Origin of the sequence: Streptococcus suis (genome assembly GCF_046032535.1) — a bacterium.
Lineage (GTDB): Bacteria > Bacillota > Bacilli > Lactobacillales > Streptococcaceae > Streptococcus > Streptococcus suis_AK.
On sequence record NZ_JARQPL010000016.1, the window covers coordinates 1 to 12523 of the forward strand.

Here is a 12523-nt window from a genome sequence, read left to right on the forward strand (position 1 = left end):
GGAACTGAGGTGCAGGCTGTACTAGAGTACGGCAAGCCGAAAGTGACGATGTATCAAAGTTAATTCAAATGACTATAAATCATACAAAAAAGCCTGCAATCACAGGCTCCCATTCCTAATCCAAATAATGAATCAAAATCTTTTCTGTCAAAATGTCTGAGTAAGTATAAGATTCCACAAAGGTATTGTTTGAATCTTCAAATTCAACGATAAAGAGAGACTGATAAACCTCCACAATACGCCCCTGCTTATTCTTCTCACGCTTACGGCCATTTTCAAGGGTCAATTCAACGATCTGTCCCTCATGGTCCTTAATATCTTGTTTGATTTGCTTCATTTTAGCAACATCTGTAAATGCATCACTCATTCTCTATCCATCCTCCCTCTTGGAAATACTTGCAAATTTATTGTATTCTTTTTGGAACATCAGTTCCACGGTACCACGCGCACCGGAACGGTTTTTCTCGATGATGACTTCAACCGTATTGTTTGGAATGCCACCATCCTCTTGCTCACCGCGCTCATAGTAATCATCACGATACAAGAAGGCAACGATATCGGCATCTTGCTCGATAGACCCTGACTCACGGATATCAGACAAAACAGGACGCTTGTCCTGACGCTGTTCAACGCCACGAGACAGCTGACTGAGGGCGATAACTGGAACTTTTAATTCCTTGGCCAAAATCTTCAACTGACGGGAAATCTCAGAAACCTCTTGTTGTCGGTTTTCCCGACCTGTTCCCGTAATCAATTGAAGATAGTCAATCAAAATCAAGCCTAGATTGCCCGTTTCCTGAGCCAACTTGCGTGACCGCGAACGAATCTCCGTAATCTTGATACCTGGTGTATCATCAATGTAAATGCTAGCCCGTGCCAAATTAGCCTGAGCCACCATATACTTATTCCACTCTTCCTGCGTCAAATGCCCCGTACGAATAGCCCTCGAATTGATAACTCCCTCTGAAGCGAGCATACGGTCAACCAAGCTTTCTGCACCCATCTCCAAAGAGAAGATAGCAACTGTCAAACCCAGTTTTGTACCGATATTTTGCGCAATATTGAGAGCAAAGGCCGTCTTACCAACCGCAGGACGAGCCGCAAGAATAATCAACTCTTCCTCATGCAGACCCGTTGTCATAGCATCAAGAGCAGGATAACCAGTTGCAATCCCTGTAATATCCGACGTCTGCTTAGCACGAGTTTCAAGGTTGTCAAAGTTGATATTCAAGACATCATCAATCCGCTTGAAACCACTTCGACTGGCTCCCTCACTGACATCAATCAAAGCTTTTTCAGCATTGGCAATAATGTCATCTGAACCATCCGCACCCTCATAAGCCTGATTAACTGCATCCGTCAAACGGGCAATCAGTTTACGGAGATTAGACTTTTCAGCAACAATCTTGGCATAGAATTCCGCATTGGCCGCCGTCGGCACGGAACTAATGATTTCAGCCAAATAGGCCAAGCCACCAATATTTTCCAAATCACCATGGTTCACTAAATAGTTACGCATGGTAGTTGCATCAATTGCCTCATTTCTATCAGAAAGAGCAATCATAGCTTTAAAAATTAGCTTATGAGCATGTTTGAAAAAATCTTCAGCTTCGATGTATTCACGAACGAAGACCAGCTTGCCTTCATCAAGGAAAATAGCTCCCAAGACCGACTGTTCAGCCAGAATATCCTGCGGTTGCACCCGCAATTCATCCAACTCTGCCAAGATCTCACCTCCTCACTGATAATGATAACTCTTCTAAGCTTCTTTAATGCTCAAATTGATAACACCTGTCACATCTTGATAAATTTTGACTGGTACATCAATCAAACCAAGGGCGCGAATTGGGTGGTCTAATTGGATATGACGTTTGTCAATCTTAATACCAAATTGTTTTTCCAATTCTTCAGCAATTTTCTTGCTGGTAATAGAACCAAAGGTACGACCATCTGGACCAACTTTTTCGACAAATTTCACTAAAGTAGCTTCCTCAGCCAACTTAGCCTTGATAGCCTCTGCTTCTGCAATCATCTCTGCATGAGCCTTTTCCTTAGATTTTTCCTGACCACGAAGGGCGCTAATCGCTTGGTTTGTTGCTTCCTTAGCCAAATTTTTCTTAATCAAGAAGTTTTGGGCGTAACCTGTTGGAACTTCCTTAATCTCACCCTTTTTACCTTGACCTTTAACATCTGCTAAAAAGATTACTTTCATATCTGTTCTCCTAATTTCCATTTATTTCTTCGCGGATTTTATCCGTCAACTTTTCACATACTTCTGCGATTGTCTGGTCATATACCTGAGCGGCAGCTAGGTTAAAGTGGCCACCTCCACCCATTTCTTCCATAATGCGTTGAACATTGATTTTACTATGACTCCTTGCAGAAATAGATACATACCCTTTTGTATTTCTTGTTACAACGAATACCGCCTCAATTCCTGCCATGTCCAATATTGTATTGGCAGCCTTGCTCGGAATAATATTATCATATTCTTTAGTATCATCTGCACACGCAATAACAACATTGGACTCAATTCTCTGCCCACTTAAAATCAGTTCATTGATTTGACGATATTCCTCAAAATCTGTCGCAGCAATCTGCTGGATTTCCAAGCTATCGCTACCACGAGTCCGCAAGTAACTAGCCACATCAAAAGTACGACTAGTCACACGAGAGGTGAAATTTTTTGTATCAAGCATAACCCCAGCCATCAATAAACTAGATTGAATGCGATTAAGTTTATGGTGTTTGTCATTCTGGAACTGAATTAATTCCGTTACTAACTCACTCGCAGAACTAGCACCACTCTCTATATAAGTCAAAACTGCATTATTTGGGAAATCCGTATCGCGACGATGATGATCAACCACCACAACCTGGGTAAATTGTTCATAGAAATCCTTATCCAAAGTCAAGCCAATCTTTGAATGATCTACCATGATTAACAACGACTGGAAAGTGACCATCTTCATGGCTTCCTCAACCGTTAGCAAATTAGAACAATTTTCATCACTCAACTTCTTGATAGCACGTGCAATATCTGGTGCCATTTCATCTGGATTATACACCGTATAGGCATTGTTCATAATATTTTGAGCAAAGTACTGCATGCCGACCGCGGATCCAAGCGCGTCCATATCTAAATTACGATGCCCCACCACAAAAACAGCATCAACCGATTTGAGTTTATCTGATACAGCAGTCATCATAGCACGAGTCCGCGTACGTGTTCGTTTAACGGAAGAAGCCGAGCCACCGCCAAAGAAAAGTGGCTGTTTACTCTCATCATTTTCCTTGACCACAACCTGGTCTCCACCACGAACCTCAGCCATATTGAGATTTTGAAGCGCAACCTGTCCGATTTGGTGATGATTTTCATTACCATACGCCAATCCCATACTCAAAGTCAAACCTAAATCTAACTTTTTAGCCTCCTCGCGGAACTTATCAATAACTGAAAATTTATTCTCTATCAATTTTTCCAATACAGCATAATCTGTAAAGAAATAGAATCGATCCATTGTGCCGCGTCGGTAGTAGATACCGTAATCATGGCAAAATTCCGAAACAAATTGAGCCAAGAAGGAATTGACTTGGCTAATCTGTGAATCAGATACCGTGTCCTCGAGTTCATCATAATTATCAACTGAAATAATCCCTATAACAGGACGGCTTCCGATCAAACTATTTGTCGCTGAATACTCTGTCGACGCATCAAAAAAGTAAAATAACCCTTGATCAAAATCAACGTTAACAGCGTATCTCTTGCCTGAAAAGTTTGCATAAATTCGCTCCTCATCCAGACCAACGTCAATAATTTCACGTAGTTTTTTTTGATCAAACTCACCATTTTCTTGAGCAAAAATCAGCTCAGCAAAGGGATTAAACCATTCTACCTGATTACTATCTGGTTGAACTTTGATAACTCCCACTGGCATTTTATCCAAGAGCATCATCAAACCAGAATTGGCCTGATTATTGAGATATTCAATCTGTTCTATCTCACTAAATTCATAAGAATGTTTTTGATAAATAAACAGCGCAATCAACACTAATAGGCTGATGAGTAGCGCAAAAACTGTACTGGCACCAATTGGAAAAAATCGGTGGACAAGAGCCACCAACCCAAATAAAATGACACCTATCATGACAAAGTGAATTGTCGAAAATCGAAATCTTTTCATCACTAACCTCTGCCTGCCATTCTACCATAAATCACAAGAAATTGCTAGTTTTCGCTAGCACGCATAAGAAAAGAACAGCCTTAGTGACTGTCCTTTGATTTGTTTTTAGAAATGGAACGACTGCGTCCTTCCAGATAAACCATGAGAATGGAAATATCGGCTGGATTGACACCGGAAATCCGACTAGCTTGGCCAATGGTTTCTGGTGAAATCAGCTTGAATTTCTGACGAGCCTCGGTCGCAATGGAATCAATATCATCCCAGTCAATGTCGGCTGGAATTCGTTTTTCTTCCATGCGTTTCATCTTCTCCACCTGATCCAAGGCCTTGGCAATATAGCCCTCGTACTTGACCTCTGTTTCAATCAACTCAATGGTCTTGGCATCCAAGTCCTCTGCCGCAGGGCCGATAAAGGCTACTGCATCTGCGTAGGTCACATCTGGACGACGCATGAATTCCTTGGCAGTCAAGGCATCTGTCAGAGGTTTGAAGCCCATAGCTACGACTTTTTCATTGGTTTCCTTGATTGGCTTGAGTTTGATAGACTCCAAGCGTTTCATTTCGTTGTCAAACTGGTTTTTGTGAATCTGGAAAACCTGCCAGCGTTCATCATCCACCAAGCCTACCTGACGACCAATCTCCGTCAGTCGCATATCGGCATTGTCATGACGCAAAATCAAGCGGTACTCTGCCCGACTGGTCAAGAGACGATAAGGTTCCACCGTTCCCTTGGTCACCAAGTCGTCAATCATAACGCCGATATAACCGTCACTTCGTTTCAAAATCAATTCAGGCTTGCCCTGTACCTTGAGGGCGGCGTTAATACCAGCGACAATTCCCTGACCAGCTGCTTCTTCATAACCTGATGTTCCGTTTGTCTGACCTGCTGTAAAGAGCCCTGAAATCTTCTTGGTTTCAAGCGTCGCCCGCAACTGATGAGGCATAACCATATCGTACTCAATGGCGTACCCTGTCCGCATCATCTGGGCATTTTCTAAACCTTTAATAGAGTGAATCAAGTCCTGCTGCACATCTTCTGGCAGACTGGTTGACAGCCCTTGAACATAGATTTCATCGGTATTGCGACCTTCTGGCTCTAGGAAAAGCTGGTGGCGTTCCTTATCCGCAAAACGAACAATCTTGTCCTCAATGGACGGACAATAACGGGGACCAATCCCCTTGACAATACCTGAAAACATAGGTGCTCGGTGAAGATTGCTATTGATAATCTCGTGGCTGGTCGCGTTGGTATAGGTCAGCCAGCAAGGAATTTGATCCTGCAAATAGTCCTCATCCTTGGACAAGAATGAAAAGTGATTTGGCTTTTCATCACCTGGTTGAATCTCCGTGTCTTCGTAGTTAATGGTACGAGCATTGACACGCGGTGGTGTCCCTGTCTTGAAACGACCGATTTCAAGACCCAATTCTTTCAGATTATCCGCCAACGTGATAGAAGCCAGACTATTGTTAGGCCCTGACGAATACTTGAGGTCACCGATGATAATCTCACCACGCAAGGCTGTACCCGTCGTCACCACAACTGCCTTGGCTGAGAATTTCTGGTTGGTAGCCGTACGGACACCAATCACCTTGCCCTCTTCCACCAAAATCTCATCAATCATGGTTTGACGCAGGGTCAGATTTTCCTGACGCTCCACCGTCCGCTTCATCTCTGCTGCGTACTCTGCCTTATCTGCCTGAGCCCGCAAGGCACGAACAGCTGGCCCCTTGCCCATATTGAGCATTTTCATCTGGATATAGGTCTTGTCAATGTTGCGGCCCATTTCGCCACCCAATGCATCGATTTCCCTTACCACAATCCCCTTGGCAGAGCCACCAATGGAGGGATTACAAGGCATAAAGGCCACCATATCCAAGTTAATAGTTGCAAGCAGGGTTTTACAGCCCATCCGACTGGCTGCCAATCCCGCTTCTACACCCGCATGTCCCGCACCAATCACGATGACATCATAGTTTTCTGCAAATGTGTGTGTCATGTTGTTTTCTCCTTCATGTTCATAATGTGTTTAACTTGTCCATTCCAAATTGGTAATTCCTGTGTCAGAAAAGCAGGCACGACATCAAGGTTTACAAGCTTGTCAACTTCAATCCATTCACAAGGTTGCTTCAACTTATCTTCAATCATCTTCTCAGGCAATTCTCCAATAGGCTCTACGATAAAATGAAATTCGATATTGTGAAAATCTATGCCTTCATGTGTAAATTGATTTTCAACGGCAAAAGCTAGTTGATTGACACGGCTGTCAACCCCTAATTCTTCTCTGACTTCTCGAACAACCGCATCTTGCGCAGTTTCGTTGACTGCAATCGCACCACCAATGGTATAATAACGCCCCTTAGAGTCCTTGGTAAGAAATATTTTCCCATCTTTTATAAACAATGCAGTGGCCCGAATACCGAAGACCTGATTGTCAATTTTAGTCCTAAAATCCATTCTTCCTTCTCTTTTCTAAGATTTCATCGAGATATGGAACTAAATTTTTCTTATTTTTATCGCTACTAGTAATCCATAGAAAATCAGTATGCTCTTCTGGATCAAGAAGAATTGTTTTGGGCTGTTCAGGAAGAGTCACTTCATAGACCAGCCTTGTAAACACCGTCTGCTTCTCTTCATCAAACTGACTATCTTCATGGATAATGGTCAGATTTTCCTTGGCTATCGAAATGCCTGTTTCTTCATAGCATTCTCGAACAGCAGCATCACGAGGCAATTCATTCTCCTCGACACGACCGCCTGGGATATCCCAATATCGAGGAAAAACATTGGGTTTGCCACGCTTAATCTGAGAACGCTGAATTATCAAGTGGCTATCTGCAACAGTCAGTAAAACATGGGCAATCAGTTTGACAGGCATAGTTTCCTCCGCTACTTTAGTTGTCTTTGTTCATAAAATGCTTTAGTTGTCCGTCCCATTTGGCTAGCTCGGTCTTAAGAAAGGCTGGATTGAGATCCAGTTTCTCTAAGTCCGCAAAAGTAACCCATTCACACTGGCGAACAGAATTCCCTTCTTCCAGATTGGTAGCTGGATTAGACAGTGGGGTAACTATATAGAGAAATTCAATCTGATGATAGGATTTCTCCTGTAAGGTGAACTGATTTTCAACGATAAATGCTAGTGGTCCAACCTCCACATCAATTCCGATTTCTTCTTTCATTTCCCGTTGCACAGCCTCTTCGGTTGTTTCGCCAAGCTGAATAGCTCCACCTAAGGTGTAATATTTCCCCTCAGGCGACTTAACAAGATATAACTTCTCATCTTGTACCACCAAGCCCGTCGCACGAACACCAAAAATCTGATTGTCAATTCTGGTCCTAAAATCCATCTTCTCTCCCCAATAGTAAAAAATAGCCAAAACTCTCGAAAATTGCAGGACAAAAAAGCCTACAATTCCCATGAGCTTTGACCATCATAGTTCTTGTTAAAAATATTGTATCAAATCTGCTTCTAAAGTTCAAACCTTATAAGCCGTTAACTTTTCTAAAAGGAGTTTATTCGTCCCGTTTTGATAAATATAATCAAAAAATGTTTTACGTCTTAAAATTTTAGTCAATAGATATTCATTAAAGTTTGGTAAAATTTCCAAAAAAGAGCGTGTTGTCAACTGATGAAGATGCACTAATTCAGTTGCTTCCTTCTTTTTACGTTCAGCATCTTGAACTGGATAGCCTGTATTAAATTCTCCATCAAATAGTTTTTCCAAGGTGTATCGCAAATTCAACTCACCAGACCAACCAAAATTTAAGCCTAGTGGTAAAGAAACTACATTGCCGTTGTTAATCCGACCAAACAGATAGGCATCCTGAGGTGTTTGCACAAAGCCACAACGTAAACCTGGCAAACTATTGCAAGCCATCATCATTCCTTGTCCAGAAGAACACCCCGTTACAACAAAATCAGCTGCATTTGTTTCAATCAACAGACTAATCATAACAGCCACTTCCACATAAGAGTAGTTTTCTATTTCTTCTGGAAACACACCTAGATTAACGACATCATGGTGTCCATCCACTACCTCACAAACTGTGTCAAACAAGAGCTGGTTGATCTCAGTTCTTGTACTAGCTTGAATAACTACAACACGCATTTTCCCCTCCTTTACACATCTGTCAATTAGATTGACAAGCTACTCCTCAATCAAAAATCGAAGACCTTTCGATTTCAAGAACAGTTTTACATCATCTGTCATCAATAACACTATTCCATCAATCGTTTTTAGATTAGGAAACTGACTCAGTTCTGATTCTGAAATTTTTGTAATATCAAAAAGGTCATCTTCTCTCCCCAATCACAAAAAATAGCCAAAACTCTCGAAAATTGCAGGACAAAAAAGCCTACAATTCCCATGAGCTTTGACCATCATGATGATTGTTACTCTTATTCTATCAAAAGATTTGTAGAATTTCAAATCTGGTGTTACGTTAACGTTTCAATATACTCTAAGCCCCAAGCCTCAACAGCATCCAGAACCGAACGAAATTTTTCGCCCATTTCAGTCAAGCTATACTCTACACGAGGGGGGACTTCTGCATAGACCGTGCGACTAATAATGCGATCCTCCTCCAATTGTCTAAGGTGCCTTGTTAACATGGTTTGAGTAATACCTGGAATCAGTCGCTGTAGTTCATTGAAACGTTTCGTTCCTGTACTGAGTTGGTAGATAATCACCAATCCCCACTTACCAGTCAAGACTTTTTGCGTTGTTGCAAAAGGACAAATACCATATTCACTAACTTTTTTCAAAAAAATTCTCCTTTATTTATCACAATAGTATCACTTTTGATACCAACAAATACAAAAGTACCTACTTGCATAATTGATTGATTGGACTATAATTGTACTATATCAAAAAAATTGGAGGACATCAAATGTCAACAAACTTGGAAATTTTTAATGCCTATAACAATGCTCTCATCGCTGGTGATTTTGCAGCTCTTTTTGAAACTATGGCGGATGACATTATCTGGCATCAACCCGGAAATCATTCAACATCTGGTGCTAAAATTGGTAAGGAAGTACTCGGAGCACATCTAGCAACTTTCGCCGAAAAAACAAATGGAACTTTCAAAGTAGTGACAAACTGGGTGTCAGATAATGATACTCTTGTTGCCGCTAACGTAACATTCCTCGGTACTCGCACAGACGGTGAAGAACTAAACATGAATGGTATCGATCTTTTCCGTATGGAAGATGGCAAAATCAAGGAAGTTTGGCTCTTCTCAGCCGACCAAAAAGCCGAAGATGCTTTCTGGGGATAAGATAAAAAGCTTAGCATGAGGGTGCTAAGCTTTTATTTTTGATTAAATATACTGACAAGCCTCTCCGTCTTTATAGGCCATGTCAATCATACCGCCGCCTAAGCATTCTTGTCCATCGTAGAAAACAACGGCTTGTCCTGGTGTGATTGCCCGTTGTGGCTCGGCAAAGATGACTTCTGCCTTGTCCCCTTTTACCTTGACAGTCACTTGACTGTCTGGTTGACGGTAGCGGAACTTGGCTGTGCATTCAAGCGTGAATTCTTCAGGCATATCACGTGTAAAGTGCACTTGACTCGCCTGTAAAGAAGTTGACATCAAGGAGTCATGATAGAAGCCTTGTCCGACATAGAGGATATTTTTGGACAAATCTTTTCCGACCACAAACCAAGGCTCATTGTCCCCACCGATTTGTCCGCCGATACCAAGCCCGCCCCGCTGACCAATGGTATAGTACATGAGGCCTGTATGCTCTCCCATGTCACGACCGTCAACGGTCATCATCCGACCGGGCTGGGCTGGCAAATATTGCCCCAAAAATTCTTTGAAGTTCTTTTCACCGATAAAGCAGATGCCTGTCGAGTCTTTCTTTTTAGCAGTCGCCAAGCCTGCTCGCTCTGCTATTTCCCTCACCTGAGGCTTTTGTAAATGGCCGAGCGGAAACATGGTTTTCTGCAGCTGTTCCTGTGAGAGTTGGCTGAGGAAGTAGGTCTGGTCCTTGCCATTATCTGCCCCACGCAGCATATGGACAGTGCCGTCCTCGTCGCGTGATACCTGAGCGTAGTGACCTGTCGCCACATAGTCCGCACCCAAGTTCATAGCGTAATCCAAGAAAGCTTTGAACTTGATTTCCTTGTTACACATGACATCTGGATTAGGTGTGCGGCCTGCCCGATACTCTGCTAGGAAGTACTCAAATACGCGATCCCAGTACTCTTTTTCAAAGTTGACAGAGTAGTAAGGAATGCCGATTTGGTCTGCTACTGCAGCCACATCCTTGTAATCTTCTGTTGCTGTACAGAAGCCATTTTCATCCGTGTCATCCCAGTTTTTCATGAAGATACCGATCACATCGTAGCCCTGCTCCTTGAGCAAGAGAGCCGTAACTGATGAATCCACACCGCCACTCATACCGACAACGACACGCGTTTTAGAATTGTCAATTGACATAGTTTTCTCCCATCTTTTCGTAGAAATAACGATTTGAAGGTCGTATTCCAAAATTTTTTCAAAAAACGATTTGAAGGTCGATTTTGAACAACTTGTATTATACCACACAAAAGGTGAGATCGACAGGAATTTGACATGGGAAAGCCCATTCATTTAGGCATATTCCCTAACCAGAAAATTTGGTATAATAAGGGTAAGAAAAAATACGAGGCAAATTATGAGCAACTTAAAATTTCAATCGGTCTTTGATATTATCGGGCCTGTTATGATTGGTCCTTCCTCTAGCCATACGGCTGGGGCGGTCCGCATTGGGAAAATTGTGTCTTCCATCTTCGGCGATGAGCCAACAGAGGTTGAATTTCAACTTTACAACTCCTTTGCCAAGACCTATCGTGGTCACGGTACAGATGTAGCCTTGGTAGCAGGTATTCTGGGCATGGATACGGATGATCCCCGCATTCCTGACTCTCTTGATATTGCAAGAGAACGAGGTATTAAGGTTTACTGGCGTGTCAACAAGGACAGCAATACCCCTCATCCCAATACCACACGAATCATTATTAAAAATGACAAAAAGTCCATATCAGCAACGGGCGTTTCGATTGGTGGGGGCAATATTCAAGTAACGGAGCTCAACGGCTTTTCTGTCAACCTCAATATGAATACTCCGACAATTATCATCGTTCACCAAGATGTTCCAGGTATGATTGCCAAGGTAACTGACATCTTATCAAAATACAATATCAATATTGCCCAAATGAATGTGACACGTGAACAAGCTGGCGAAAAAGCCATTATGATTATCGAAGTGGATGCCCGCCAATGTGAAAATTCCATCGCAGAAATCGAAAAAATTCCCCACTTGCACAATGTTACCTTCTTCAACTAGAAAGAGAAAGACATGTTTTATACTATCGAAGAATTAGTTCAGCAAGCAGACAACTTTTCTGGTAATGTAGCTGAACTCATGATCGCGACTGAAATTGAGTTGACAGGTCGTAGCCGCGAAGAAATATTGACAATTATGTCAAGAAACTTGACAGTTATGAAAGCCTCCATCGTAGATGGACTTACTGAAAGCAAATCCGTATCTGGTTTAACAGGAGGCGATTCTGCCAAGTTAGATGCCTATATGAAATCTGGTAAAACCCTGTCAGATTCCGCTGTCCTATCCGCCGCAAGAAATGCCATGGCCGTTAATGAATTGAATGCCAAAATGGGCTTAGTCTGTGCCACTCCCACTGCTGGATCTGCTGGCTGTTTGCCTGCCGTTCTTGGTGTTGCTATTGATAAGTTAAACTTGACAGAAGAGCAACAACTTGACTTCCTCTTTACAGCAGGAGCCTTTGGTCTGGTCATTGCCAACAACGCCTCCATCTCAGGTGCAGAAGGAGGCTGTCAGGCAGAAGTCGGCTCTGCCTCTGCTATGTCTGCCGCAGCCCTGACACTGGCAGCAGGTGGAACTCCCTACCAAGCCAGCCAAGCCATCTGCTTTGTCATCAAAAATATGCTGGGTCTGATTTGCGATCCCGTCGCTGGTCTGGTAGAAGTCCCATGTGTTAAACGAAACGCCATGGGAGCAAGCTATGCCATGGTAGCTGCTGATATGGCACTGGCAGGAATTGAATCAAAAATTCCTGTAGATGAGGTTATCAATGCCATGTACCAAGTTGGCTCTGCCCTACCAACCGCCTTCCGTGAAACTGCCGAAGGAGGCCTTGCAGCTACACCGACGGGTCGTCGCCTGGCTCAAGAAATTTTTGGGGAAGATTGACAATAATGTAAACCAAAAAGGGAGCGGGAAAGAACTCGACTGGTCAAAAATAGTTCGTCTTCCCGCCCCCGCACAGTTGATTAGGTCAGATTTGGAGTATAAAACACGAACAAATCTGCC

At 42.7% G+C, this 12523-nt stretch carries 14 protein-coding genes; 3 read left to right on the top strand and 11 right to left on the bottom strand.

What is annotated here, in order from left to right:
• Nucleotides 1-115 precede the first annotated feature (115 nt).
• From P7J58_RS06195 to P7J58_RS06240, 10 genes are all read right to left on the bottom strand, one after another.
• The gene (locus tag P7J58_RS06195) at nucleotides 116-367 is read right to left on the bottom strand and encodes a Veg family protein (protein ID WP_408555892.1); all 252 of its coding nucleotides are present in this window, start codon (nucleotides 365-367) and stop codon (nucleotides 116-118) included.
• 3 nt (nucleotides 368-370) lie between these two features.
• Nucleotides 371-1726: a replicative DNA helicase gene (dnaB, locus tag P7J58_RS06200; RefSeq protein ID WP_002938217.1), complete on the bottom strand. Its 1356-nt coding sequence runs from the start codon at nucleotides 1724-1726 to the stop codon at nucleotides 371-373.
• A 33-nt stretch (nucleotides 1727-1759) separates the two neighbouring features.
• The gene (gene rplI / locus P7J58_RS06205; RefSeq protein ID WP_002941865.1) at nucleotides 1760-2212 is read right to left on the bottom strand and encodes a 50S ribosomal protein L9; all 453 of its coding nucleotides are present in this window, start codon (nucleotides 2210-2212) and stop codon (nucleotides 1760-1762) included.
• Between the two features lie 10 nt (nucleotides 2213-2222).
• A complete protein-coding gene (locus P7J58_RS06210) occupies nucleotides 2223-4184 on the bottom strand; it encodes a DHH family phosphoesterase (RefSeq protein ID WP_408555893.1) in 1962 nt (653 codons plus the stop codon).
• 80 nt (nucleotides 4185-4264) lie between these two features.
• Nucleotides 4265-6181, bottom strand: a complete 1917-nt coding sequence (gene mnmG, locus P7J58_RS06215) for a tRNA uridine-5-carboxymethylaminomethyl(34) synthesis enzyme MnmG (protein WP_172037507.1) — start codon at nucleotides 6179-6181, stop codon at nucleotides 4265-4267.
• Nucleotides 6178-6639 (bottom strand): NUDIX hydrolase, encoded by a 462-nt coding sequence (locus tag P7J58_RS06220; protein WP_408555894.1) that lies wholly within the window; start codon nucleotides 6637-6639, stop codon nucleotides 6178-6180. The genes mnmG and P7J58_RS06220 overlap by 4 nt, the downstream gene beginning before the upstream one ends.
• Nucleotides 6629-7060, bottom strand: coding sequence for an NUDIX hydrolase (locus P7J58_RS06225; RefSeq protein ID WP_408555895.1), 432 nt, complete (start codon nucleotides 7058-7060; stop codon nucleotides 6629-6631). The genes P7J58_RS06220 and P7J58_RS06225 overlap by 11 nt, the downstream gene beginning before the upstream one ends.
• A gap of 16 nt (nucleotides 7061-7076) precedes the next feature.
• Nucleotides 7077-7529 (bottom strand): NUDIX hydrolase, encoded by a 453-nt coding sequence (locus tag P7J58_RS06230; RefSeq protein ID WP_044774091.1) that lies wholly within the window; start codon nucleotides 7527-7529, stop codon nucleotides 7077-7079.
• A gap of 129 nt (nucleotides 7530-7658) precedes the next feature.
• Nucleotides 7659-8291, bottom strand: a complete 633-nt coding sequence (locus tag P7J58_RS06235; RefSeq protein WP_408555896.1) for an RpiB/LacA/LacB family sugar-phosphate isomerase — start codon at nucleotides 8289-8291, stop codon at nucleotides 7659-7661.
• Between the two features lie 329 nt (nucleotides 8292-8620).
• Entirely contained in the window at nucleotides 8621-8947 is a 327-nt protein-coding gene (locus tag P7J58_RS06240; protein WP_002938209.1) for a winged helix-turn-helix transcriptional regulator, read from the bottom strand.
• 125 nt (nucleotides 8948-9072) lie between these two features.
• Here P7J58_RS06240 and P7J58_RS06245 point away from each other — a divergent pair, with 125 nt between their 5' ends.
• Nucleotides 9073-9462 (top strand): nuclear transport factor 2 family protein, encoded by a 390-nt coding sequence (locus tag P7J58_RS06245; RefSeq protein ID WP_002941856.1) that lies wholly within the window; start codon nucleotides 9073-9075, stop codon nucleotides 9460-9462.
• Between the two features lie 42 nt (nucleotides 9463-9504).
• Here the strand turns inward: P7J58_RS06245 and mnmA are convergent, their stop codons facing one another.
• On the bottom strand, nucleotides 9505-10629 hold the full coding sequence (mnmA, locus tag P7J58_RS06250; RefSeq protein ID WP_029173413.1) for a tRNA 2-thiouridine(34) synthase MnmA: 1125 nt from the start codon (nucleotides 10627-10629) through the stop codon (nucleotides 9505-9507).
• Nucleotides 10630-10846: 217 nt separating this feature from the next.
• Between mnmA and sdaAB the strand changes: the two genes are divergently transcribed.
• Both sdaAB and sdaAA read left to right on the top strand, forming a co-directional pair.
• Nucleotides 10847-11518 carry an L-serine ammonia-lyase, iron-sulfur-dependent subunit beta gene (sdaAB, locus tag P7J58_RS06255; protein WP_044689967.1) on the top strand — a complete coding sequence of 224 codons (672 nt, stop codon included), beginning with the start codon at nucleotides 10847-10849 and terminating at the stop codon, nucleotides 11516-11518.
• Nucleotides 11519-11530: 12 nt separating this feature from the next.
• Nucleotides 11531-12403, top strand: a complete 873-nt coding sequence (sdaAA, locus tag P7J58_RS06260) for an L-serine ammonia-lyase, iron-sulfur-dependent, subunit alpha (protein WP_408555897.1) — start codon at nucleotides 11531-11533, stop codon at nucleotides 12401-12403.
• Nucleotides 12404-12523: the final 120 nt, after the last annotated feature.